This window comes from Micromonospora eburnea (genome assembly GCF_900090225.1).
GTDB classification, from domain to species: Bacteria; Actinomycetota; Actinomycetes; order Mycobacteriales; family Micromonosporaceae; genus Micromonospora; species Micromonospora eburnea.
The window spans coordinates 2,830,051-2,854,201 of the sequence record NZ_FMHY01000002.1 but is presented as its reverse complement, the minus strand read 5'-3'; the positions used below and the strand labels follow the sequence as shown (position 1 = coordinate 2,854,201).

General features: G+C 72.4%; 21 protein-coding genes and 1 pseudogene. 16 read left to right on the top strand and 6 right to left on the bottom strand.

The window, feature by feature from the left end:
* Positions 1 to 28 precede the first annotated feature (28 nt).
* Both GA0070604_RS13385 and GA0070604_RS13380 read right to left on the bottom strand, forming a co-directional pair.
* Positions 29 to 1,114 carry a prenyltransferase gene (locus GA0070604_RS13385; protein ID WP_167363449.1) on the bottom strand — a complete coding sequence of 362 codons (1,086 nt, stop codon included), beginning with the start codon at positions 1,112 to 1,114 and terminating at the stop codon, positions 29 to 31.
* Positions 1,115 to 1,220: 106 nt separating this feature from the next.
* On the bottom strand, positions 1,221 to 4,145 hold the full coding sequence (locus GA0070604_RS13380; RefSeq protein WP_091127094.1) for an FAD-binding and (Fe-S)-binding domain-containing protein: 2,925 nt from the start codon (positions 4,143 to 4,145) through the stop codon (positions 1,221 to 1,223).
* Between the two features lie 188 nt (positions 4,146 to 4,333).
* Between GA0070604_RS13380 and GA0070604_RS34285 the strand changes: the two are divergent.
* Positions 4,334 to 4,873, top strand: a pseudogene (locus tag GA0070604_RS34285) (alpha-L-fucosidase); the annotation flags it as partial.
* Positions 4,874 to 5,291: 418 nt separating this feature from the next.
* Here the strand turns inward: GA0070604_RS34285 and GA0070604_RS13370 are convergent.
* Together GA0070604_RS13370 and GA0070604_RS13365 are read right to left on the bottom strand one after the other, a co-directional pair.
* Positions 5,292 to 6,473, bottom strand: a complete 1,182-nt coding sequence (locus tag GA0070604_RS13370) for a YncE family protein (protein WP_167363448.1) — start codon at positions 6,471 to 6,473, stop codon at positions 5,292 to 5,294.
* Between the two features lie 176 nt (positions 6,474 to 6,649).
* The gene (locus GA0070604_RS13365) at positions 6,650 to 7,900 is read right to left on the bottom strand and encodes a D-alanyl-D-alanine carboxypeptidase family protein (RefSeq protein ID WP_091118245.1); all 1,251 of its coding nucleotides are present in this window, start codon (positions 7,898 to 7,900) and stop codon (positions 6,650 to 6,652) included.
* A 120-nt stretch (positions 7,901 to 8,020) separates the two neighbouring features.
* On the opposite strand from GA0070604_RS13365, the gene GA0070604_RS13360 reads away from it, so the two are divergent.
* Positions 8,021 to 8,443: an acyl-CoA thioesterase gene (locus GA0070604_RS13360; RefSeq protein ID WP_091118244.1), complete on the top strand. Its 423-nt coding sequence runs from the start codon at positions 8,021 to 8,023 to the stop codon at positions 8,441 to 8,443.
* A gap of 64 nt (positions 8,444 to 8,507) precedes the next feature.
* Entirely contained in the window at positions 8,508 to 10,712 is a 2,205-nt protein-coding gene (recD2, locus tag GA0070604_RS13355) for an SF1B family DNA helicase RecD2 (RefSeq protein ID WP_091118243.1), read from the top strand.
* A 6-nt stretch (positions 10,713 to 10,718) separates the two neighbouring features.
* Here the strand turns inward: recD2 and GA0070604_RS13350 are convergent, their stop codons facing one another.
* On the bottom strand, positions 10,719 to 11,561 hold the full coding sequence (locus tag GA0070604_RS13350) for a S1 family peptidase (protein WP_091118242.1): 843 nt from the start codon (positions 11,559 to 11,561) through the stop codon (positions 10,719 to 10,721).
* A gap of 252 nt (positions 11,562 to 11,813) precedes the next feature.
* Here GA0070604_RS13350 and GA0070604_RS13345 point away from each other — a divergent pair, with 252 nt between their 5' ends.
* The 13 genes from GA0070604_RS13345 to hypE are packed head-to-tail and all read left to right on the top strand — an operon-like array spanning position 11,814 to position 21,796.
* On the top strand, positions 11,814 to 13,262 hold the full coding sequence (locus GA0070604_RS13345) for an NADPH-dependent FMN reductase family protein (RefSeq protein WP_091118241.1): 1,449 nt from the start codon (positions 11,814 to 11,816) through the stop codon (positions 13,260 to 13,262).
* A complete protein-coding gene (locus tag GA0070604_RS13340) occupies positions 13,259 to 13,843 on the top strand; it encodes a hydrogenase maturation protease (protein WP_091118240.1) in 585 nt (194 codons plus the stop codon). Before GA0070604_RS13345 ends, GA0070604_RS13340 begins: the two co-directional genes overlap by 4 nt.
* On the top strand, positions 13,836 to 14,192 hold the full coding sequence (locus GA0070604_RS13335; protein WP_208602037.1) for a hydrogenase maturation nickel metallochaperone HypA: 357 nt from the start codon (positions 13,836 to 13,838) through the stop codon (positions 14,190 to 14,192). The genes GA0070604_RS13340 and GA0070604_RS13335 overlap by 8 nt, the downstream gene beginning before the upstream one ends.
* Entirely contained in the window at positions 14,192 to 14,731 is a 540-nt protein-coding gene (locus GA0070604_RS13330; protein WP_091118239.1) for a hemerythrin domain-containing protein, read from the top strand. The genes GA0070604_RS13335 and GA0070604_RS13330 overlap by 1 nt, the downstream gene beginning before the upstream one ends.
* Positions 14,728 to 15,849: an NADH-quinone oxidoreductase subunit B family protein gene (locus GA0070604_RS13325; protein WP_091118238.1), complete on the top strand. Its 1,122-nt coding sequence runs from the start codon at positions 14,728 to 14,730 to the stop codon at positions 15,847 to 15,849. Before GA0070604_RS13330 ends, GA0070604_RS13325 begins: the two co-directional genes overlap by 4 nt.
* Positions 15,846 to 17,645: a nickel-dependent hydrogenase large subunit gene (locus GA0070604_RS13320; RefSeq protein ID WP_244161873.1), complete on the top strand. Its 1,800-nt coding sequence runs from the start codon at positions 15,846 to 15,848 to the stop codon at positions 17,643 to 17,645. The genes GA0070604_RS13325 and GA0070604_RS13320 overlap by 4 nt, the downstream gene beginning before the upstream one ends.
* The gene (locus GA0070604_RS13315; protein WP_208602036.1) at positions 17,638 to 18,249 is read left to right on the top strand and encodes a hypothetical protein; all 612 of its coding nucleotides are present in this window, start codon (positions 17,638 to 17,640) and stop codon (positions 18,247 to 18,249) included. The genes GA0070604_RS13320 and GA0070604_RS13315 overlap by 8 nt, the downstream gene beginning before the upstream one ends.
* Positions 18,246 to 18,857 carry a DUF5947 family protein gene (locus GA0070604_RS13310; protein WP_091118237.1) on the top strand — a complete coding sequence of 204 codons (612 nt, stop codon included), beginning with the start codon at positions 18,246 to 18,248 and terminating at the stop codon, positions 18,855 to 18,857. The genes GA0070604_RS13315 and GA0070604_RS13310 overlap by 4 nt, the downstream gene beginning before the upstream one ends.
* Positions 18,858 to 18,871: 14 nt before the next feature.
* Complete coding sequence (locus GA0070604_RS13305) at positions 18,872 to 19,075, top strand: hypothetical protein (RefSeq protein WP_091118236.1); 204 nt, start codon at positions 18,872 to 18,874, stop codon at positions 19,073 to 19,075.
* A 37-nt stretch (positions 19,076 to 19,112) separates the two neighbouring features.
* Entirely contained in the window at positions 19,113 to 19,214 is a 102-nt protein-coding gene (locus tag GA0070604_RS34280) for a DUF6893 family small protein (RefSeq protein ID WP_377592864.1), read from the top strand.
* Between the two features lie 21 nt (positions 19,215 to 19,235).
* Positions 19,236 to 19,508 carry a HypC/HybG/HupF family hydrogenase formation chaperone gene (locus GA0070604_RS13300; RefSeq protein WP_091118235.1) on the top strand — a complete coding sequence of 91 codons (273 nt, stop codon included), beginning with the start codon at positions 19,236 to 19,238 and terminating at the stop codon, positions 19,506 to 19,508.
* A 12-nt stretch (positions 19,509 to 19,520) separates the two neighbouring features.
* The gene (gene hypD, locus GA0070604_RS13295; protein WP_091118234.1) at positions 19,521 to 20,648 is read left to right on the top strand and encodes a hydrogenase formation protein HypD; all 1,128 of its coding nucleotides are present in this window, start codon (positions 19,521 to 19,523) and stop codon (positions 20,646 to 20,648) included.
* The gene (hypE, locus tag GA0070604_RS13290; RefSeq protein ID WP_279615686.1) at positions 20,645 to 21,796 is read left to right on the top strand and encodes a hydrogenase expression/formation protein HypE; all 1,152 of its coding nucleotides are present in this window, start codon (positions 20,645 to 20,647) and stop codon (positions 21,794 to 21,796) included. The genes hypD and hypE overlap by 4 nt, the downstream gene beginning before the upstream one ends.
* A gap of 21 nt (positions 21,797 to 21,817) precedes the next feature.
* Here hypE and hypF read toward each other — a convergent pair whose 3' ends face one another.
* The gene (gene hypF / locus GA0070604_RS13285; protein ID WP_208602035.1) at positions 21,818 to 24,145 is read right to left on the bottom strand and encodes a carbamoyltransferase HypF; all 2,328 of its coding nucleotides are present in this window, start codon (positions 24,143 to 24,145) and stop codon (positions 21,818 to 21,820) included.
* Positions 24,146 to 24,151 lie beyond the last annotated feature (6 nt).

Genomic DNA, 24,151 nt, shown 5'->3' with positions numbered 1-24,151 from the left:
GCGAACCGGCGGGCCCGGCAGGCCACCCTCAGGCCCGCGGGCGGCGGGCCAACCACAGGCGGTACGCGAACAGCAGCCCGTAGCCGGCGAAGACGGCGCCGAGCACGGCCAGCGCACCGGTGCTGGCGGAGCCCCGCGCCGCGTCCAGGATCACGCCGAGCATGGCCGCCGCGACGATCAGCGAGACGTGGTTCGAGGCCCAGAACACCACCGGTGTCATGCGCCGGGGGTCGAGGTCGCGCATCGCCCCGGCGCGGAGCTGGATGACGAGCCAGACCGACAGCGGGGCGGTGGCGGCCATCGCCGCCCACACCAGCCACGGCACCCAGCCGAGCAGGGCGAAGGCGGTGAGCATCGCGTACGCGACGGGTTGCGCGCCGACGATCAGGCGTACCGCCGTCCGGTAGCCGACGATGACCGGCAAGGTGCGCTTGCCGACCGTGGCGTCGGACCGGCGGTCCCCCAGGTTCATCACCATCATCCGCGCCACCTGCAGCACGGCCGTGGGTGCCAGCACGGCCAGCAGGAGCATCGGTACGGTGCCCGCCTGGAGCACCACCGCGACGGCGGGCCACAGGCCGTTGAGGATCGCGGCGACCGTCAGCTCGCCCGCGCCCCGGTAGTTGAGCCGCACCGGCGGCGCGGTGTAGAACCAGGCCAGCACGACGGCCGCGGTGGCGAGCACGCGCGCCTGCCAGGACGGCATGATCGCGACCATCAGCGTCGACAGTCCGAACAGGACGAACCCCGCGCCGAGCGACACCATGGGTGCGACCATGCCGTCGACCAGTGCCCGGCTGCCGCCGGTCCACGGGGTGAAGTAGACGTTGGCGCGGTCGGCCTCCAGGTCGAAGTACTCGTTGCAGAAGTGCGTCATGACGTGGACCGTCCACGCGAAGAGTTGCGCGACGGCGTACCAGGTGAGGTCGAGCGGGTGACCCTGATGGACCGACACCGCCACGGCGAGGCCCACCGGCAGGAGGTTGTAGAGCAGGAAACGTAGTCGGGCCAGCCGGAGCAGGCCCTTCCAACGGGCCCGGTCACTGATCGAGGTGGCCTCGGCCACCTCATGGCGGGGTTTCGGAATCAGGCGGGGTTCGAGCGTCGCGGCCACGGACATACGCCTCCCGGTAGTCAGACCGTGACAGGAACCTACCCGCCGAGCGACGGAGGTGGCCCGATGTGTCGGGAAGGCAACCGAGCCGAGTCCACCCGGGCGCTCAGCCCGACCGGCCCGTCGGCGGTTCCGGCGGCAGGTGCCGGGCGAGGAGCTGGGCCAGGTGCTCCCCGGACCGGTCGGCGAGCGCGTCGAGCTGGCTCCGACAGCTGAATCCGTCGGCGAGCACCACGGTGTCGGCCCCCGCGGCGCGTACGGCGGGAAGCAGGTCGTGCTCCGCGACGGCGACGGAGACCTCGTGGTGGCCCCGCTCGACGCCGAAGTTGCCGGCGAGGCCGCAGCAGCCGCCGAGCCGCCGGACCGCGACGCCGGACCGCGTCAGCAGCGCCGCGTCGGCGTCCCAGCCCAGCACCGCGTGTTGGTGGCAGTGCGGCTGGGCGACGGCGGTGACCCCGGTCAGGTCGGGCGGCGCCCAGTCGGGAGTGGCGGTCAGCAGCTCGGCCAGCGTACGGGTGGCCGCGGCGACCTCGGCGGCGGCGTCCGCGTCCGCGCCGTCGAGCAGTTCGAGCGCGTCGGAACGCAGCACCGCGGTGCAGGACGGTTCCAGGCCGACCACCGTGGCGCCGGCCCGTACGTGCGGGGCCAACGCGGCGACGGTGGCCCGCACCTGCCGGCGAGCGCCGTCGAGCTGGCCGGTGGAGATCCAGGTCAGCCCGCAGCAGACCGGCTTCCCGGTCACGTGTACCCGGTAACCGGCCCGCTCCAGCACCGCCACGGCGGCCCGCCCGACCTCGGGTGAGAAGGCGTCGGTGAAGGTGTCGACGAACAGCACCACGTCCCCGTGCCGCCCCGACGGGGACGGCCGGTCGCGCCGGGCGAACCAGCGCCGGAACGTCGTGGTGGCCAGGCTCGGCAGCGTACGCCGGGCGTCGACCCCGGCGGACCAGGTGACGAGCGGGTGCAGCACGGTCGAGCGCAGCGCCGCGTTGAGCGCGCGGGTCACGGCCGGCACCCGGCCCACCAGCCGGGCCCAGCGCGGCAGCCGACCGAGGACGTAGTGCGACCGGGGGCGCAGCCGCCCGCGGTAGCGCTGGTGCAGCGCCTCGGCCTTGTAGGCGGCCAGGTCCACCCCGGTCGGGCAGTCGGCGGAGCAGCCCTTGCAGGCCAGGCAGAGGTCCAGCGCGTCGCGCAGCGCGGCGGAGCGCCAGCCGTGCGGGCCGAGCCGCCCGGAGACCACGTCCTGCAACACCCGGGCCCGGCCCCGGGTGGAGTCCTTCTCGTCCCGCGTGGCCAGGAACGACGGGCACATCACGCCGCCGGACCCGGTGGTGTCGGCGCGGCACTTGCCGACGCCGGTACACCGGTGCACGGCCATCGACAGGTCACCCCGGTCGTGCCGGTAGGCGAGCGCGAGGGTGGGCAGCTCGGCGCGGCGCAGCGGCGGCGCGGCGGCGACCCGCACGTCGGCGTCCAGGGGCGCCGGCCGGACGATGACGCCCGGGTTGAGCACGTCGCGCGGGTCGAAGATCGCCTTGACCCGCTCGAACAGGGCGATCGCGTCGGGCGGGTACATCAGCGGCAGCAGTTCGCCGCGGGCCCGCCCGTCGCCGTGCTCGCCGGACATCGACCCGCCGTGCCGGGCGACCAGCTCCCCGGCGGCGTACAGGAAGTCCTTGAAGACCTTCGTACCGCCGGCGGCGGTCAGCGGGAAGTCGATGCGGATGTGTACGCAGCCGTCGCCGAAGTGGCCGTACGGCACTCCGGTCAGCCGGTGGTCGGCCAGCAGCGCCTCGAACTCGCGCAGGTACGCGCCGAGTCGCTCCGGCGGCACGGCGGCGTCCTCCCAGCCGGCGTGGGCGGGCGCGCCGCTGGGCGTACGACTGGACAGCCCGGCCCCGTCCTCCCGGATCCGCCACAGCGCCGCCGCGTGGGCGGGATCGGTGACCACGGTCGCGTCGAGCGCGCCCGCCCCGGCGGCCACCCGCCGCGCCGAGTCCAGCACCGCGGACCGCACGTCACCGGCCAGCTCCACCAGCAGCCAGCCGCCGCCCCGGGGCAGCTCGGGCACCGCGGCGGCGCCCCGGCGGGCGCGTACCACGTCCACGATCCGCCCGTCCAGGCCCTCGCAGGCGATCGGGGCGTACGGCAGGACGGCCGGCACCGCGTCAGCGGCGTCCACCATCGACGGGTAGCCGAGAGCCACCAGGACGCGTACGGGGGCGTCGCGGACCAGGCGTACGCGGGCCGCGAGGGTGAGGGCCAGGGTGCCCTCCGAGCCGACGAGCGCGCGGGCGACGTCGAAGCCCCGCTCGGGCAGCAGATGTTCGAGGGAGTATCCGGAGACCTGGCGGGAGAAGCGGCCCAGCTCGGTCCGGATCGTGGCGAGGTTCGCCCCGACCACCCGCCTGAGGTCGGCCAGCAGCGGCGAGTCCCCGGTCGCGCCGTCGATCGCACCGAGCAGCAGGCGCTCGCCGGTACCGGCCACCACGTCGAGGCCGAGGACGTTGTCGCTGGTGCGCCCGTATCCCAGCGCCCGCGACCCGCACGCGTTGTTGCCGATCATCCCGCCCAGCGTGGCCCGGTTGTGGGTCGACGGGTCGGGGCCGAACCGCAGGCCGTGCGGGGCCGCCGCACGTTGCAGGCTCGACTGCACGACACCCGGTTCGACCAGCGCGGTCCGGCCCTCCGGGTCGATCTCCAGCACCCGGTCGAGGTGCCGGCTGGTGTCCACCACGATGCCGGATCCGACCGCGTTGCCGGCGATCGAGGTGCCGGCGCCGCGCATGGTCACCGAGACCCCGTGCGCCGTGGCGACGGCCAGCGCGGCGAGCACCTCGTCGGCGTGCCGGGGCAAGACGACCACCCGCGGCGCGATCCGGTACAGCGACGCGTCCGAGGAATAGAGCGATCGGCGCAGTGGGGAGTCGTCGACCTCGGCGACGCCGGCGCGACGCAGCGCGCCGACGAGGGAGCGGGTGGCCGCCGCGTCCGGTGTCCGACGCGTCGCGCCGGCCGCATCCGTACTCATGACCACCCCCGTTCGTTGCCGCGGAGGGTGCCCGCCGTCGACGAAACCGGCCCCGTGAGCAGCGGTCCGAGCATCTCACGCACGCCTGCGCGCCGGTGCCGCACGGCCCGCCGCAGCACGCCGGGGACCTGTCCGTCGTACGGCGCGCACCGGCCGGCCGCGACCTGGTCGCCGGGTACGCCGCGGCGATGCGCCGACGCGGCCTCAAGGTCGGGCTCTACCTCTCCCACGCGGACTGGTCCCATCCGGACTACGCCACCGTCCGGGGCCCGGTCGTGGACGGCAACTCCGACAACCCGCTGGCGTACGCGCCGCCGGGTCGCGAGGCGCCCGAGCGCTGGGAGCGGTTCCTGGCGTTCCACCGGGCGCAGCTCGACGAGTTGCTCGACCGGTTCGCGCCCGACCTGCTCTGGTTCGACGGGCAGTGGGAGCGCGACGAGAGCCAGTGGCGGTTCGCCGAACTCGGCGAACGGATCCGGGTCCGGGCGCCACACACCGTCGTCAACGGGCGGCTGACCGGCTTCGGCGACTACGCCACCCCCGAACAGGGTCTCCCCGTCACCGCGCCCGACGGCCCGTGGGAGTTGTGCCTGACCGTCAACGACTCGTGGGGCTACCGGCCACCGGACCGCAACCACAAGTCGGTACGGCAGCTCGTCCGCGTCTTCGCGGAGGTGATCGGCGCGGGCGGCAACCTGCTGCTCGACGTCGGACCGAAGGCGGACGGCACCATCACGCCCGAGCAGACCGACCGGCTGCTGGGCCTGGGCGACTGGATCGCCCGCAACCGCGACGCCGTGTACGGCACCCGGGCAGGGTTGCCGCCCGGGCACCACTACGGCCCGTCCACGCTCTCCGCGGACCGCCGGGTGGTGTACCTGTTCTGCTTCGACGCGCCACGGGAGTTCGTCGCGGTGCGGGGCCTGCGCAACGCCGTACGCCGGGTCTCCGTGCTGCACACCGGCGCCGGGCTGGCGCACCGGGTGGTCGGCGGCTTCGCCGACGTCCCGGGTGCTCTACCTCGACGCGCCCACCGCACTCGACGAGTACGCCACCGTGCTGGCCGTCGAGCTGGACGGCGAACTGGACGGCGAACTGGACCTCTATCGGGGCGACGGGCACGGCTGAGCCCGATGCCCGGCGGCGTCAGCGGATGTTGGCGGTGTGGCCGAGGGAGTAGCGGCCCGGCTGGGGCCAGATGGTCAGACCGTGCGGGCCCTTGCCGACCGGGATACGGGCGAGCAGCTTGCCGTCGCTGGTGCGCAGGGCGTAGACCTCGTTGTGGTAGCGGCCGGACAGCCACAGCGTGGTGCCGTCCGCGGACAGACTGCCCATGTCGGGGCTGCCGCCGCCGGGGATCTTCCATGTGGTGGCGGGTTTCAGGGTGGCCAGGTCGAGCACGGTGATGCTGCCGGCGTCCCGGTTGGTGACGTAGGCGAGTTTGCCGTCACGGCTGAAGTAGATGCCGTGCGCGCCCTTGCCGGTGGGGACGAACCCGGTCTGCCGCGTCGCCTGCGCGTCGAATACGTAGACGCCGTTGGCGTGCATGTCGGCGACCAGGAAGTGCTGCCCGTCCGGGGTGAGGCGGGTGTCCTGCGGCATCCCGTCGGTCGCCGCGGGCAGGGTGAACTCGCGCAGCTTGCGGAGGCTGGCCGTGTCGAGCACGAGCATCCGGTTGGCGAACTCGCAGCTGAACATCATGATCTTGCCGTCGGCGGAGTAGTCCATGTGGTTCACGCCCTTGCACTCGGGAAACCGCACCGAGCGCACCCGCTGCCAGCTGGCCAGGTCGTAGAAGTCCAGCCGCTGGTATGCCTCGGCGACCACGATGGCCTGCCTGCCGTCCGGCGTGAAGTAGAGGTTGTAAACATCCTCCAGCTTCCGGAACGCGCCCGGCTTGCCCGTGCGCGGATCGACCGGCACGAGCCCGCCGTCGGGGACCTCGTCGGAGGCGACGTACAGCGTCCGCAGGTTGTACGACGGTATGACGTGCTGCGGTTCGGGGCCGCCCGGGAAGGTGCCGACGACCCGGTAGGTGTTCGGGTCGATGACCGACACGTCGTCGCTGTTGGTGTTCGGCACGTAGACCAACGCCTTGTCGGCCCGTACCGGTTCGGCCAGCATGTTCGGCCCCGCGCCCGCGTACACGTTCCCGGGATTCGGGTACGCGGGCATCCCGGCGGCCAGCGCCCCGGACGGCGTCCCCGCCGTCGACGTCGACGGGGTCGCTCGGGGCCGCTGCCGGTTGGTGTCAGCGGTGGTGCAGGCCGCACCGAGAAGAAGCAGCAGCACCGCCGACAGAAGCCCGCTCCGCCGCCAGGTCGTCACTCTCGGCAGCCTAATTGCCGCGCTGCCGCCGATCGTCCGGTTTCACCGGAGTCGGCTCCGTGTGCGGCATGTGGTGGTCTCGGCGGCTTCCGAGACCGCCGTTTGCGGCGCATGGAGTCGATCAGGCGCATGGCGTGGATCAGGCGCATGGCGTGGATCACCAGTCTGGCACCCTCTCACACCTCCCCGCCCCGGCGGTCCACGGGCGCTACGGCCGCCTCGGCGCGTCGCCGTTCGTCGGCCCGGCGTCGCGCGGTCATGCGTCGCCACGGAATCGTCAGCGCGAATGCGGCCAGGAGTACGGCCACGCCGAGGGCGAGGGCAGCCGGCAACGACCACGACCACCGGCCAGCGGCCCCGTCGCTCCGCTCGCCGTGCGCGGCGGCGACGGCGTGGTCGTCCCTCTTCTCCTCGGGGGTGACGAGCCGGCCGACGTACGCGTCGGGTGCCAGGCTGTAGCCCCAGTTGAGCAGGGCTGCCGCCTCGCCGAGGCTGCCCAGCGGCGCGGTCTCCGCGCCGAGCAGGGTCACCGCGAGGCGCCGGCCGTCGCGTTCGGCGACCCCGACGTACGTCTGCCGGGCCAGGTCGGTGAAGCCGGTCTTGCCGCCGAGCGTCCCCGGGTAGTGGTCCAGCAGCGTGAGGTCGTGGGTGAGCGCGAGCGACGGCGTGCCCGACTCGCCCGGTATCTGCGCCGTTCTGGTGGCGATGTACCGCCGGAAGTCCTCGCGGGCGAACGCGGCCCGGGCGATCAGCGCGAGGTCGTACGCGCTGGTGTACTGGCCGGGGCCGTCCAGGCCGGAGGGCGTCGCCGCGTGGGTCTGGTTCGCGCGCAGCCGGTGTGCCTCGTCGTTCATCGCCTGCACGCCGCCCTGCCGGCCGGCGCTGCCGCCGCCGACGCGGGCCAGCACGTTGGCCGCGTCGTTGCCGGACTTGAGGAGGAGCCCCAGCCACAGGCTTTCGATCGAGTACCGGCCGCCCTCCACCAGCCCCATCAGCGAGCTGGCCGGATCGAGGTCACGCAGATCGTCCCGGCTCACCTCGACCACCTGGGCCGGGTCGAGGTGGGGCATCAGGGTCTCCGCCAGCAGCAACTTCTGCACGCTGGCCGGTGCCCGGTACTCGTGGGGGCCGCACCCGCCCAGCACCACCCCACGATCGAGGTCCGCCACGAGCCAGGAGGTCGCGGTCACCGCGGGCGCCGTCGGCGCACCCGCCGGTACGGCCAGCCCGGCCGTCGCCAGCGCCTCCCCACCGACCGCCCCCTGGACACGGTCGACCGCCGGCGGGGACGGCGCGGCGGGCGGGGGCACCGGCGGCTTCACAGCCGGGCAGGACACGTACGGCGCGGCTGCCGTCGGCACCGCTGGCACGACCACTGCGGCGGGCACGGCGAGGATCGCGCCGAGCGTCACACGAAAGATGGCCATGTCACGTACGGTAATCACCCACGGAGCGAGTGCGGTCCGATTGGCGAAAGCGGCCCGGCGGTGCCGCCGAGCGGCCGCCGGGCCGGCCTCGCGCGGGATCGTCCGCCTATGCTCGGGCGAATGGGAGATCCGTTCCGGGTACGCATCACCGTCAGGGGCTACGAGCTCGACACCCAGGGCCACCTGAACCAGGCCGTCTACCTCCAGTACGGCGAGCACGCCCGGTGGGAGTGCCTGCGCGCCGCCGGCATCTCCCAGGACCGGCTCATCGCCAGCGGCGTGGGGCCGGTCGCCCTGGAGGTCACCGTCCGCTACCTCAGCGAGCTGCGTGGTGGCGACGAGGTGGACGTGTCCTGCGAGTTCCGCTGGGGCGAGCGCAAGACGTTCCACATCGACCAGAACTACACCCGGCCGGACGGCACCCCGGTCGCCACGCTGACCGGGGTGGCCGGGCTGCTGGACCTGTCCACCCGGCGGCTGGTGCCGGACCCGCGCGAGCGCTTCCGGGAGCTGGCCAGCGCCCCGGGGCCGCTCAACCTCTGACCGCGGGCACACCGTCGCCGACCACCGTGTCGAGCCGGACGGGGCCACCCGGCAAGATAGGCCGGTGACTGTCTCTGCTCGTCCTCCGCTGGCCGTGCTGGACGCGGTGTTGGAGCGGCTGACCTACGTCAACGAGGAGACCGGGTACACGGTCGCCCGCGTCGCCACCGAGCGCGGCAGCGACCTGTTGACGGTGGTCGGCGCGCTGCTGGGGGCGCAACCCGGGGAGAGCCTGCGGCTGCACGGTCGCTGGTCGTCGCACCCGAGGTACGGGCGGCAGTTCGAGGTCGACTCCTACACCACCGTGCTGCCGGCCACGATCCAGGGCATCCAGCGCTACCTCGGCTCCGGCCTGGTCAAGGGCATCGGCCCGGTCTTCGCCGAACGGATCGTGGCCCACTTCGGCCTGGACACCCTGCGGGTGATCGAGGACGAACCGGCACGGCTGGTCGAGGTGCCCGGCCTGGGGCCGAAGCGTACCGCGAAGATCACCGCCGCATGGGAGGAACAGAAGGCCATCAAGGAGGTGATGGTCTTCCTGCAGGGCGTCGGGGTGTCGACGTCGCTGGCGGTACGGATCTACAAGCAGTACGGCGACGCGTCCGTCGACGTCGTGACGAAGGAGCCGTACCGGCTGGCCGCGGACGTGTGGGGCATCGGCTTCAAGACCGCCGACACCATCGCCCAGGCCGTCGGCATTCCCCACGACAGCCCCCAGCGGGTCATGGCCGGCCTGCGCTACACCCTCTCCGAGGCCACCGACAACGGCCACTGCTATCTTCCGGCGCCCGAACTGGTCGCCGACGCCACGAAGATCCTCGACGTGCCGGCCGATCTCGTCACCCGTTGCCTCGACGACCTGGTCGCCGACGAGGGGGTCGTCCGGGAGACGCTGCCCGGTGGTGCGGGCGAGCCGGTGCCGGCGGTGTACCTGGTGCCGTTCCACCGCGCCGAGCAGTCCCTCGCCTCCTCGCTGCTGCGGCTGCTGAACGACCGGGCGGACCGGCTGCCCCATTTCGCCGACGTCGACTGGGGCAGGGCCCTCACCTGGCTGAAGGCGCGCACCGGCGCGGACCTGGCCCCGGAGCAGGAACAGGCGGTCCGGCTCGCCCTCACCTCGAAGGTGGCGGTGCTGACCGGCGGGCCGGGCTGCGGCAAGAGTTTCACCGTCCGCTCGATCGTCGAACTGGCCGCCGCGAAGAAGGCCAAGGTCACCCTCGTCGCGCCGACCGGCCGCGCCGCCAAACGACTCTCCGAGCTGACCGGCCAGCCCGCCGCCACGGTGCACCGGCTGCTCCAGCTACGCCCCGGCGGGGAAGCCTCCTACGACCGGGACAACCCCCTCGACGTCGACCTGCTCGTCGTCGACGAGGCCTCCATGCTCGACCTGATCCTGGCCAACAAGCTCGTCAAGGCCGTCCCGCCCGGGGCGCACCTGCTCCTCGTCGGCGACGTCGACCAACTCCCCTCCGTCGGCGCGGGTGAGGTCCTGCGCGACCTGCTCGCCGCCCCGGCCGTCCCGCGGGTACGGCTGACGCAGATCTTCCGCCAGGCCGCGCAGTCCGGCGTGGTCACCAACGCCCACCGCATCAACTCCGGCCGCCCGCCCATCCTGCACGGCCTGCCGGACTTCTTCCTGTTCGCCTGCGACGACACCGAGGCCGCCGCCACCCTGACCGTCGACGTCGCCTGCGCCCGCGTACCGGCGAAGTTCGGGCTCGACCCCCGCCGGGACGTGCAGGTGCTCACCCCGATGCACCGGGGCCCCGCCGGCGCCGGCGCCCTCAACACCCTGTTGCAGCAGCGCCTCACCCCACACCGCGAAGGGCAACCCGAGCGGCGGATGGGTGGGCGGGTGTTCCGGATCGGCGACAAGGTCACCCAGATCCGCAACAACTACGACAAGGGGCGAGCCGGCGTCTTCAACGGCACGCTCGGCGTCGTCACCGCCCTCTCCGGCGAGGAGCAGACCCTCACGGTGCGCACCGACGAGGACGAGAGCATCGACTACGACTTCGACGAACTCGACGAACTCGCCCACGCGTACGCCATGACCATCCACCGCTCCCAGGGCTCCGAGTATCCCGCGGTCGTCATCCCCCTGACGACCAGCGCGTGGATGATGCTGCAACGCAACCTGCTCTACACCGCCGTCACCCGCGCCAAGAAGCTCGTCGTGCTCGTCGGTTCCCGCCGGGCACTGGCCGCCGCCGTACGCACGGTCGGTGCCGGGCGCCGGCACACCGCCCTCGACCACCGCCTCACCTGACGCCCACTACGGGATGGTCAGGCCGTACGTGTCGAGGATCTTCGTGATCGGCTGGTAGTAGGTGGTGCCGCCGACCATGCAGTTGCCGGTGCCGCCCGAGAGGATGCCGATGACGGTGCCGGTCGAGGCCACGTAGAGGGGACCGCCGCTGTCGCCGGGCTCCGCGCAGATGTTGGTGCGGATCAGCCCGTACACGAGGCCCTCGATGTAGTTGACGGTCTGGTTCAGCCCGGTGACGATGCCGCACCGTACGCCCGAGGCGGCACCGCTGCGGCAGACCGTCTGGCCGACGTTGGCGGTGCCCGCGCCGGTGACGGCGAGCAGGCCCGGGTGGGTGTGGATCGCGCTGGGATGGGCGATCGTGCCGGTGTAGCGCACCACGCCGTAGTCGTTGCCGGGAAAGCTGCCGGCAACGACGGTGCCGAGCACGGTGGTGTGGGCGCTGTCGGCGAACCAGGTGCCGACGGCGCTGGTGCAGTGCCCGGAGGTGACGAAGTAGTAGGTGCTGCCGCTGCGGACGTTGGCCCCGAGTGAGCAGCGCCCACCGCCGCCGTAGATGGCCTCGCCTCCGGCGATCAGGGTACGCAGCCGGCCGGGTTCCCGACGCAGCACGGCACCGGCCCGGGCCGCGGTGTCCCGCAGCGCCGCCAGCTCGGTGCCGGCGACGGTGTCGTCGACGGTGAGGGTCATCCGGCCGCTGGCCGGGTCGAAGCCCCACGCGGTGCCGGGCGTACGCACCTCGGCGAGCGCCACGGACGCCCGCTCCGGGTCGGGCCGCGCATGGGCGGCGGCCGGGGTGCCGGTGAGCACCGCGGTCAGGACGAGGGCGGCGAGCGGGAGCAGGCGCATCCGAGCCTCCTACAAATCAACGATGACCGATGTCTGTTCAGCATCCACCGATGCCACCCGCCGCTCAAGCCCCGCCACGGTCCCGGCGACCGGCTGGTTCGGCCGTTCGCCGGCCACGCGATTCACGTCGCCGGCAGCGGCACTCACCCGGTCCGGTGGGTGCGGTCGTCGCCTAGGTACGGCGTGCACTTACGGACGCCCCCCGCGCCGGGCTAGACCGGGGAGACGGCACGCACCGAGGGGGTTGACGGCATGGATCCGCGCTGGTCGAGCGCCGGCTTCGGCAGCGCCGAAGCGGTCGCCGACGCGATCCTGTACGAGGGCTACCTGCTCTACCCCTACCGTCGCTCGTCGGGGAAGAACCGGGTGCGCTGGCAGTTCGGTGTTCTCGTACCTCCCGCCTGGGGGGCGGCGCACGGCCTGGTCGACGGCGGCGTGGCGGGCTCGGCAGAGTCGCCGTGGCAGCAGACCGAATGCCTGATGGAGTCCCCGGAGAGCGCGGTCGTCCGGATCCGGCTGCGCTTCCTGCACCTGCAACGCAAGACGGTCGAGGAGCGGACGGCCGGCGACGGCCACCGGCCGGTCGACCGGATCGACACCGGCGACCGCACCGAACTCAGCTTCGACGAGGCGGTCCCGCAGGAGTTCGACGTCGAGGCGCCGGTCGGCGAGCTGCGGCGCGGGCATCGGGTCGACGTACGGGTGCCCGGAGTCGAGGACGTCGAGGTGCTGGTCGACAGCCGGGGTGAGCCGGTGGGACGGGTGGTGCGCCGCCGCTCCCCGCTGTCCGCCTCGGTCCGCGTCTCCGTCGACCAGTGTCGGACGCCCTTCCGGTTGCAGCGGCTCACGGTCCGCGTCGAGAACACCGACCGGACGACACCCGCGGGCAACCGGCGTGCCGAGGCGTTGAGGTGCTGCCTGCTCGCGGCGCACACCCTGATCGCCGTCGACCAGGGCCGGTTCCTGTCGCTGCTCGACCCGCCGGAATGGGCGGCGGCCGCGGCCCGGGAGTGCCGGAACGTGCACACCTTTCCGGTGCTCGCCGGCGAGCCGGGCAGCGCCGACACCCTCCTGTCGTCACCCGTCATCCTCTACGACCATCCACGGATCGCCCCGGAGAGCCCGGGTGACCTGCACGACGCGACCGAGATCGACGAGATCCTGTCACTGCGTACGCTCACCCTCTCCGACGCCGAGAAGCGCGAGGTCCGGGCCACCGATCCCCGCGCCGCCGCCATCCTCGACCGGGTGGAGACGATGCCGCCCGAGGTTCTCGAACGGCTGCACGGCGCCATCCGCTCCCTGGCTCCCGTCCGCCCACCGGGTGAGGCCGCTGAACGGACGCCCTGGTGGGAGCCCGGCGCCGAACCGGCGGTCGAACCGGACGCCGAAACCGTCCGCGTCGCGGGGACCCTGTTGGGGCGCGGTAGCCGGGTCCGGCTGAGACCACGCCGGCGGGGCACGGACGCGCACGACATGTTCCTGGCCGGCCGCACCGCCCGGGTGGAGCAGGTGCTCCTCGACGTGGACGGGACGCGTTTCCTGGCGGTGACCGTCGACGACGACCCGGGCGCGGACCTGCACCAGTGGTACGGCCGGCTGCGTCACTTCCGCCCCGAGGAGGTCGAGCCGCTGCCCGGCCCGGTTGACGCGCCGCCCGGAGAGGTCGGGGCGTTGCCCGGAGAGGTCGACGCGCGATGAGCGGCGACGGCGGTGGCCGGGTCCTCGTCGCCGGCATCGGCAACATCTTCCTCGGCGACGACGCGTTCGGCGTGGAGGTCGTCCGGCGGCTGCGGGACATCGCACTCCCCACCGGGGTGGAGGTGTCCGATTACGGCATCCGGGGCATGCATCTGGCCTACGATCTGCTGGACGGCCGGCACGACGTGCTGGTCCTGGTGGACGCGTTGCCGTTGGACGAGCCGCCGGGCACGTTGGCCGTCCTACAGGTGGACCTCGACGACCCCGGCTGGACCCTGCGGCCGGCGGACGTGCTGGCGGCTCCGGCCGCCGACGGGCACGGCATGGATCCCGAGTCGGTGCTGCGTCTGCTGCGCAGCCTCGGCGGCACCGTCGAGCGGGTCCTCGTGGTGGGCTGCCAACCCGCCGTCCTCGACGAGCGGATGGAGCTGTCCGCGCCGGTCGCCGGCGCGGTCGACGAGGCGGTCCGGACGGTGGTCGGCATCGCACGGGAGGAAGCCGCATGGCTCGCCACCGCAGGCAGGCGGCAGGACATTCCGAAACGGACGGCAGCCGAGAAGGGGGTGACCGCCGATGCATGAGACAGGTCTGTCCGAGGCGATCGTCGCGGCGGCGGTACGCAGAGCCGCCGGGCGCCGGGTCACCGCTCTGCGGGTACGGATCGGCGGCCACCTGGTCGACCCCGATGTCGTCACGCAGAACATCCAGGTGGCCGCGGTCGACACGGTGGTCGCGGACGCCGCCGTGGATCTGGTGCTCGAACCCATGACGGTGCGCTGCCATGGCTGTGGCCGGAGCGGACCGATCACCGATCACCTCGCGATGGTGGCCTGCCCGCAGTGCGGGGGCGTCGACATCGACATCACCGGCAGCGACGACGTCGTGCTGGAGTCCGTCACCGTGGCCAGCGTCGAGTTGGGGGCGGTCTGATGGACGCCACCGAGCTGCTGCGGCACGACCACCGCGTGGTGGAACAGCTGTTCCGGGACTACCGGGCGGCGGCATCAGACGCACAGCGCCGCGGCGTCGTGGAGATCCTGATTCGCGAGTTGTCGAAGCACGCCGCGCTCGAGGAGGTGCTCTTCTACCCGTTCGCCGCGAAGGTGCTGGCCGACGGGCAGGTGGACAGCCACCTCGCCGGGCACCGGCCGATCAAGGAGTTGCTCCTCGAACTGGACCGCTGCCGGGCCGGCGATCCCGCGCAGGACGGGCTGATGGAGCGGCTGGCGTCCGCCGTCGCGCGGCATGTGCGCGACGACGAGAACGAGCTCATGCCGTTGTTGTGCTCGCAGGCCGACGAGCAGGCCCTCCGCGAGCTGGGCCAGGAGATCGACCAGGGCAAGCAGCGGGCCCCGACGCGCCCGCACCCGCACGCGCCGGACAAGCCGCCGGCGCTGGCTCTCGCGGCGCCGGTGGCGGCCATCTACGACCGACTGCGGGACCGGATGCAAGGGAGGCCCCTCACATGACGCAGGGCGTACGCGGCACCGCGGTGATCCCGCAGGAGAACGGGTTCGACGAGGTCACCATCCTCTGGATCTCCGAGGGCATGAGCTGTGACGGAGACTCCGTGTCGATGACCGCCTCCGGCCAGCCGGCCATCGAGGACATCGTCCTCGGGCTCATCCCCGGTCTGCCGAAGGTCAACGTGCACAACAAGGTGCTGTCGCCGGCGGCCGGCGGCGAGGAGTTCCTGGCGCCGTACCGGCGGGCGGCCCGCGGGGAGATGACCGAGCCGTTCATCCTGGTCATCGAGGGCTCGATCCCGAACGAGAACATCAACGGCGACGGGTACTGGACGTCGTTCGGCAACGACGAGCGCACCGGTGAGCCGCTGACCCTGAACTGGTGGATCGACCAGCTCGCGCCGAAGGCGTGGGCCGTGGTCGCCGCCGGCACCTGCGCGACGTACGGCGGCATCCACGCCATGGCGGGCAACCCGACCGGGTGCATGGGTCTGGCCGACTATCTCGGCTGGGACTTCCGTTCCCAGGGTGGCCTGCCGATCGTCAACGTGCCCGGCTGCCCGATCCAGCCGGAGAACTTCATGGAGACCCTGACCTGGGTGCTCTACCATGCCGCCGGTTCGGCCCCGCCTCCGCCGCTGGACCACATGCTGCGGCCGCAGTGGCTGTTCGGCAAGACCGTGCACGAGGGCTGCGACCGGGCCGCCTACTACGAGCAGGCCGACTTCGCCAAGGACTACAACTCCCCCAAGTGCCAGGTCAAGATCGGCTGCTGGGGGCCGGTGATCAACTGCAACGTCCCGAAGCGCGGCTGGATGGGCGGTGTGGGCGGCTGCCCCAACGTCGGCGGCATCTGCATCGCCTGCACCATGCCGGGCTTCCCCGACCGGTTCATGCCGTTCATGGACATGCCGCCCGGCGGCAGCCTGTCCACGATGCTCATCAAGCCGTACGGCGCGGTGATCCGCCGCCTGCGCGGCCTCACCAACGCCACCGCCAACCGCGAACCGAAGTGGCACCACAACGGTCCGGAGCTCACCAGCGGCTACAACCCCCGGTGGCGTCCGTACGGCCCGGCGGATCCCCGCCGACAGGCTGCGATGGAGAGGAACAAACCTTGACCGCGACGAAGCCGAAGCCGGCCACCGCCACCAAACCCGGCGAACTGGTGGAGATGGCGTGGGATCCGATCACCCGGATCATCGGCAACCTCGGCGTCTACACAAAGATCGACTTCGCGAACCGGGTGGTCGCCGAATGCCACACCACGTCGTCGCTGTTCCGCGGCTACTCGGTGTTCATGAAGGGCAAGGACCCGCGCGACGCCGGCTTCATCACCAGCCGGATCTGCGGCATCTGCGGCGACAACCACACGACCTGCTCGGTCTACGCGCAGAACATGGCCTACGGCATCAAGACCCCGCCACTGGCCGAGTGGATCATCAATCTCGGCGAGGCCGCCGAGTACATGTTCGACCACACGCTGTTCCAGGACAATCTCGTCTTCGTCGACTTCTGCGAGGCGATGGTCAAGCAGACCAACCCCAGCGTCCTCGCCCGCGCGGAGGCCACCGCGGCACCGGGCCGCGACATCCACGGCTACCGGACGATCGCCGACATCATGCGGGCGTACAACCCGTTCGAGGGCGAGGTCTACAAGGAGGCGCTGAAGGTCAGCCGGACCACCCGGGAGATGTTCTGCCTGATGGAGGGCCGGCACGTCCACCCGTCGACGGTCTACCCGGGCGGTGTCGGCACGATGCCGCAGCCGACGCTGTTCACCGACTACCTGAGCCGGCTGGTCAACATCCTGGACTTCGTCAAGAAGGCCGTCGCCATGAACGACGACATCTTCGACTTCTGGTACGAGGCGCTGCCCGGCTACGAGGAGGTCGGCCGGCGCCGGGTGCTGCTCGGCTGCTGGGGCTCGTTCCAGAACCCCGACGTCGTCGACTACCGGTACGAGACCATGACGAACTGGGGGCGGGCCATGCACGTCTCCCCCGGCATCGTCGTCGACGGCAAGCTGCTCACCACGGACCTGGTCGACATCAACCTCGGCATGCGGATCCTGCTCGGCAGCTCGTACTACCAGGACTGGGTCGGCCAGGAGGAGCCGTTCGTCGAGTACGACCCGCTCGGCAATCCGGTCGACATCCGCCACCCCTGGAACCAGACCACCCTGCCGGATCCCGGCAAGCGCGACTTCAACGACAGGTACAGCTGGGTGATGAGCCCCCGCTGGTTCGACAAGAGCAGCGGGCAGCATCTCGCGCTGGACACCGGCGGCGGCTGCTTCGCCCGCCTCTACACCACCGCGCTGGCGAAGCTGGTCGACACCCCGTACGTCAAGTCGACCGGGCAGAGCGTGCTGATCTCGCTGCCGAAGAGCCGCACCCTGCCCGAGATGACGTTGGAGTGGAAGATCCCGCGCTGGTCCAACGCGCTGGAGCGGGACCGCTCGCGGGCCTACTTCATCGCGTACGCGGCCGCGATGGCGTTGTACTTCGTGGAGCGGGCGATGGAGCGGGTGCGCGCCGGCGACATGCGGGTCTTCGCCGAGTTCGAGGTGCCGGACGAGGCCATCGGCTGCGGCTTCCACGAGGCGGTCCGGGGCATCCTGTCGCACCACCTCGTGATCCGGGACCGCAAGATCGCCAACTACCACCCGTATCCGCCGACGCCGTGGAACGGCAGCCCCCGCGACAGCTACGGCACCCCCGGGCCGTACGAGGACGCGATCCAGAACACCCCCATCTTCGAGGAGAACGGCCCGGACAACTTCAAGGGCGTGGACATCATGCGGGCGGTACGCAGCTTCGACCCCTGCCTGCCGTGCGGTGTGCACATGTACGTCGGCGGCGGCCGTACCCTGAAGAAGATCCACTCGCCGATGTTCGGCGCGTCGCATGGTTGAGCAGCCGGACGTGCAGCGGCTCGACGACGCGGCCGTCGAACCGCGCCTGGCCCGCCTGGACGCCGTGCTCGGCCAACTTGAGCAGACGCCCGGCCGCACCGCGGAGCTGGCGCTGGAGGCCGTCGAGCTGCTGACCGGGGTGTACGGCGAGGCGCTGGCCCGGGTCACCGACCTCGCCGCCGCCAGCCCTCCGGCGCTCGACCGGCTCACCGGCGACGAACTGCTGCGGCACCTGCTGCTGTTGCACCGCATCCATCCGGATCCGGTGGAGCGGCGGGTGGCCGGCGCCGTCGACGACCTGCGGCCGCAGTTGCGCGCACAGGGCGCCGAGATCGCGCTCGTCGGCGTGCGGGACGAGGTGGCGACGATCAGTGTGTCGGCGAGTTCGTGCGGCGCCGCGGCCCTGCGTGACCTCGTACGGGAGCAGGTTTTGACGTTCGCCCCGGAGCTGTCCGCGGTCGACGTGGTGGCGCCCGCGGCGGCTCCGGCGTTGATCCCGGTCGCCACGCTGTGGCAGCGACCGGACGGCAGCCGGTCCGGCCCGGCGGCGGGCGACCGGATGCCGCAGGCGGCGGGACCGCTGACGCCCGGGGGAACGGCGTGACGGCCGGCGCGCTGCGGCGGGTGATCCGTCGTGCGGCGGAGCGTTCGACCGCGGCCGACCGCTGTGGCATGTGCGCCGGGCTGGTCGGCCCGGAACACCGGCACGTGTGGGACGAGCAGGACGGGGAGCTGATCTGCGCGTGCAGGCCGTGCTCGCTGCTGTTCGAACGCGAGGCGGCCGGCGGCGGCCGGTACCAGCTCGTCCCCTCCCGTGGCAGACGGTTGGCGGGCCTGCCCGCCGACGGGCTCGGCGTGCCGGTCGGCCTGGCATTCTTCGTGAAGCAGTGGGACGGTCGGGTGCTCGGGCACTACCCGAGCCCGCTCGGCACGACGGAGTCCGAGATCGACGCTGATGCCTGGCGGGCCGTCGAGACGCGATCATCCGCGCTGGCCGGGCTGAAGCCACGGGTCGAGGCGCTGCTGGTGTGGACGGGCACGCCGCGCGGCGGCGGCCAGCAGTGGGTGGTGCCGGTCGACGACTGCTACCGGCTGGTGGCGCTCATCCGCCGGCACTGGACGGGCATGTCGGGCGGCACCGCGGTGTGGCGGGAGATCCCCCGGTTCTTCGACGACCTCGGCCGACGACACGGTTCGGCCGGCAACGACTGATGGAGGGGGCGGGAATGGGCGAAATCCGAGTGGGCGATCCCGATGTCGAACTCGACGCGCCGGCGCACACCAAGGGCGTGGAGGAGGGCAACTCGCGGAGACGGAAGCAGACCGGCCACCACGATGACGGGACGGTGGACGCCCACCGGTCGACCGGCATCCGGCCCAAGAAGCACGACCCGATCCTGCCGATCATGCCGAACCTGCCGCCGGGCTGACCGGAGCCCTGGGGCGGGACCGAAGGAGAGGTGAGCTATGCGGAAGCTGTTCGCGCTGCTGGCCGGCGTGGCCGTTGTCGGTTTGTTCTGGAAGGAACTGCCCGCGCTGCGGCGCTACATCAAGATCGAGAAAATGTGAGCGGAGAGGGCGAATCAGCCGATGTGTCTAGGGATCCCGGGCGAGATCGTCGAGATCAAGGCCGGTCGCGACGACCTCGCCATCGTGGACGTCGTCGGCGTCCGGCGGGCGATCAACATCGGCCTGCTCGGCCAGGACCAGGTGGGCATCGGCGACTGGGTGCTCGTCCACGTCGGGTTCGCCATGTCCAAGATCGACGAAACCGAGGCCGCCGCCACGTTGGCGCTGTTGAACGGTCTCGGACAGGCGTACACCGACGAGCTGCAAGCGCTCGCCGAGTCCGACATCACCTAGGGAAACGACCACATGCGTTTCGTTGACGAGTACCGCGACGCGGAGCAGGCCCAGGCACTGGCCGCCCAGATCGCCGCGTTGTGCGAGCCCGGCCGGCAGTACAAGTTCATGGAGGTCTGCGGCGGGCACACGCACACCATCTACAAGCACGGCATCGAGGACTACCTGCCGGAGAACGTCTCGCTCGTGCACGGGCCGGGCTGCCCGGTGTGTGTGATCCCGATGGGCCGGGTGGACGACGCCATCGCCATCGCCCACGAGCCCGGGGTCATCATGACCGCGTTCGGGGACATGATGCGGGTTCCCGGTGGCAGCGGCTCCTTCTTCGACGCCAAGGCGGCCGGCGCCGACATCCGGATGGTCTACTCACCACTGGACGCTCTGAAGATCGCTCGGACCAACCCGGACCGCCGGGTCGTGTTCATGGCGATCGGGTTCGAGACCACCTCGCCATCAACGGCGATGACCGTGCTGCGGGCCGCCGCCGAGGGGATCGGCAACTTCTCGGTCTTCTGCAACCACGTCACGATCCTGCCGGCGATCAAGGCGATCCTCGACTCACCGGACCTGCGCCTCGACGGCTTCCTCGGGCCCGGGCACGTCTCCACGGTCATCGGGTGCCGACCGTACGAGTTCATCGCCCGCGACCACGGCAAGCCCCTGGTGTGCGCCGGGTTCGAGCCGCTGGACCTGCTGCAGTCGGTGTTCATGCTGCTCAAGCAGCTCACCGAGGGCCGCTGCGAGGTGGAGAACCAGTACACCCGGGTGGTGCCCTGGGACGGTAACCTGCGCGCGCTGGAGGCGATCGGCCGGGTCATGGAGCTGCGCCCCTACTTCGAGTGGCGCGGCCTCGGTTTCATCTCCCACTCCGCCCTGCGGATGCGCGACGAGTACGCGGCCTTCGACGCCGAGCGGCTCTTCGACGTGCCCGGGGTGCGGGTGGCGGATCCGAAGGCCTGCCAGTGCGGCGAGGTCCTCAAGGGAGTGCTCAAGCCCTGGGAGTGCAAGGTTTTCGGCACCGCGTGCACGCCGGAGACGCCCATCGGCACGTGCATGGTCTCCTCGGAGGGCGCCTGCGCGGCCTACTACAACTTCGGCCGGTTCACCCGGCAGCGGCTGACCGAGGCGGTGGGGGCGTGACGACCGAACGCACCGCCGACTGGGCCGAACGCGCCGTGGCCGAGGCCGCGGCCCTGACCGACCGGGAAGCCGGCCGGCTGTCGCCGGAGCAGCAGGTGCTGGAGCGAATCGAGCGGGCTCGCCGACGCCGACCGAGGATCAGGGAGTCCCGGGTCACGCTCGCGCACGGCGCGGGGGGCAAGGCCACCCGTACCCTGGTCGAGGGGATCTTCGTCGAGGCGTTCCGCAACCCGACCCTGGAGACGCTCGACGACGCGGCGGTGTTGTGCCCGGGCGTCGACCGGCTGGCCTTCACCACCGACTCGTACGTGGTGTCGCCGCTGTTCTTCCCGGGCGGTGACATCGGTGACCTCGCCGTCAACGGCACGGTCAACGACCTCGCGGTCAGCGGCGCGCGCCCGTTGTACCTGGCGGCCGGGTTCATCCTCGAAGAGGGCTTTCCCGTCGCCGACCTGCAACGGATCACCGCCTCGATGGCCGCGGCGGCGCGGCGGGCCGGGGTCCAGGTGGTCACCGGTGACACGAAGGTGGTGCAGCGGGGCAAGGCCGACGGCTGCTACGTCAACACCGCCGGGGTCGGCCTGCTGGAGCGCCCGGTGACGTTGGGCGCCGGGCACGTCCGGCCGGGTGACGCGATCATCGTCTCCGGCCCGATCGGCGACCACGGCGTGACCGTCATGCTCGCCCGCGGCGAGCTGGACATCGAGGCCGATCTCGTCTCGGACACCGCGCCCCTGCACGGTCTCGTGGCGGCCCTGCTGGACGCGGCACCCGGCGTACGGCTGATGCGCGACGCCACCCGGGGCGGCGTGGCGACCGTCCTCAACGAGATCGCCCAGGCCGCGGAGGTGGCCGTCGTCGTCGACGAGGCCATGGTGCCGGTGCGTCCCGCCGTCACCGGGGCCTGCGAACTGCTCGGCATCGACCCGCTCTACGTCGCCTGCGAGGGACGCTTCGTCGCCGTGGTCGACGGCGCGCAGGCGGAGGCGGCCGTGACGGCGCTGCGCCGCCACCCGCTCGGCCAGGACGCGAGCGTCATCGGTCACGTCGCCGCCGATCCGACCGGCATCGTGCTGCTCAGGACCGCGTTCGGCGGCACCCGGGTCGTCGACCTGCTCGTCGGCGACCCCCTCCCCCGCATCTGCTGACGCCGCCCCCGCCGCTGTTGATCAAGAGGTTTGCGTCTGCCGCCGGCCCTGATTCCCGACGCAAACTCCTTGATCAACCGGCGGCGTGGCGGGCGGCGGCCACCACGGCCTGGCCGAGGGAGATGCCGGCGTCGTTCGGGGCACCCGGGAGTGCACGAGCGGCCGGAACCCCGTCGCCTCCAGCCCGGACACGACGCGGTCGAGCAGCAGCACGTTCTGGAACACGCCGCCGGAGAGCGCGACGCTGGTCAGGCCCGTGCTGTCCCGGGCGGCGGCCGCCGCCCGCACCACGGCGTCCGCCAGACCGTAATGGAAGCGCGCGGCGATCCGGCCCGGGTCCACGCCGGCGAGCAGGTCGTCGACCACGTGGCCGACGAGTTGGCGCCCGACGTCGGCGAGCGGCACCGGGCCGGACGCCTCGACCCGGTAGCCGCCGCGCTCGTCGCGGTCCGCCCGCTGCTCCAGGGCGATGGCGGCCTGCCCCTCGTAGCTGACGTGATCGCGCAGGTCCAGCAGCGCCGAAACGGCGTCGAAGAGCCGGCCCACGCTGGAGGTACGCGGCGAGTTCAGGCCGCTGCGCGCCAACGCCACCACCGCGGGCCAGCGCCGCTCGTGCCGCCGCAGCACCGGCAGGTCCGGCAGCGCGTCGCCGTACAGCGCGTCGAGGTACGCCGCGGCCATCCGCCACGGCTCACGGATCGCCGCCGGCCCGCCGGGCAGGGGCACCGCGTCGAGGTGGCCGACCCGCTGGAACCCGGCCAGGTCGGCGACGAGCAGCTCGCCGCCCCAGAGGGTGCCGTCCGAGCCGTACCCGAGACCGTCGAAGGCGACGCCGAGCACCGGGCCGGGCTCGCCGTTGTCGGCCAGGCAGGCGGCGATGTGGGCGTGGTGGTGCTGCACGCCGACCAGCTCGATGCCCTCGCGCCGCAGCGCGTACTTCGTCGACAGGTACTCGGGGTGCAGGTCGTGGGCGACGACCTGCGGCCGGATGTCGAACAGTCGACCGAAGTGCTCGATGCCGTCGGTGAACGCCCGCAGCGTCTCGTAGTTCTCCAGGTCACCGATGTGGTGTGAGAGGAACGCGCGGCGTCCCTTCGCCAGGCAGAACGTGTTCTTCAGCTCGGCGCCGCAGGCGAGCACCGGCCGGTCGAACCGCCACGGCACGGTCACCGGCGCGGGCACGTACCCTCGGGACCGCCGCACCGGCAGTTCCCGGCCACGGAACACGCGTACCACGGAGTCGTCGGCGCGGACGTGGATGCGCCGGTCGTGCGTCAGGAAGCCGTCGGCGATTCCCGCCAGTCGCGCCCGGGCGTCGTCGTCACGGTGGACGATCGGTTCGTCGGAGACGTTGCCGCTGGTCAGCACGATCGGCATGCCGAGCCGGCCGAGCAACAGTTGGTGCAGCGGCGTGTACGGCAGCATGACGCCCAGGTCGCGGTTGTCCGGCGCCACCGACGCGGCGACCGGGGCGTCCGGGCGGCGGGGCAGCAGCACCACGGGGCGGCGGGCACCGGTGAGCACCGGCACGGCCGCCGGCGCCACGTCCACCAGCGCCCGCGCCGCCGGCAGGTCGGCGGCCATCACGGCGAACGGCTTCTCCTCGCGGTGCTTACGGGCCCGCAGCGTGGCGACGGCCTGTTCGTCGTCGGCGCGGACGGCCAGGTGATAGCCGCCCAGCCCCTTGAGCGCGACGACCCGCCCGTCGCGCAGCCACCGCACCGCGCCGTCCAGCGGCGGGCCGGGGACCGGGTCGCCGCCCGCGGTGACGAGGCGCAGGGTCGGGCCGCAGGCCGGGCAGCACACCGGCTCGGCGTGAAAGCGGCGGTTGGTCGGGTCCGCGTACTCGGCGGCGCAGTCCGGGCAGAGCGGGAACGCGGCCATGGTGGTGGCGCGACGGTCGTACGGCACGTCCGTGACGATGGTGAAGCGCGGCCCGCAGTTGGTGCAGTTGGTGAACGGGTAACCGTGCCGGCGGTCCGCCGGGTCGGACAGCTCGGCGAGGCAGTCCGGGCAGGTGGCGGTGTCCGGGGAGATCAGAGCGGTCCGGCCGGCGCCGGTGACGCTGGTGACGATGACGAAGCCGGGTTGCCCGGTCGGCACGACGGGCTCGGTGGTGACCCGCTCCACCTGGGCCAACGCGGGCGCGCGGCGGCGCAGGTCCGCGACGAAGGCGGCCAGGCGGGGCCCGGCCCCTTCGATCTCGACGAAGACGCCGCCGGTGTCGTTGCCGACGAAGCCGGCGAGACGGTGTTCCGCCGCGAGAGCGTGCACGAACGGACGGAAGCCGACGCCCTGCACGATGCCCTCGACGCGGACGTGGAGCCGCGCCACGCTGACCTGGTCCATGGCTGC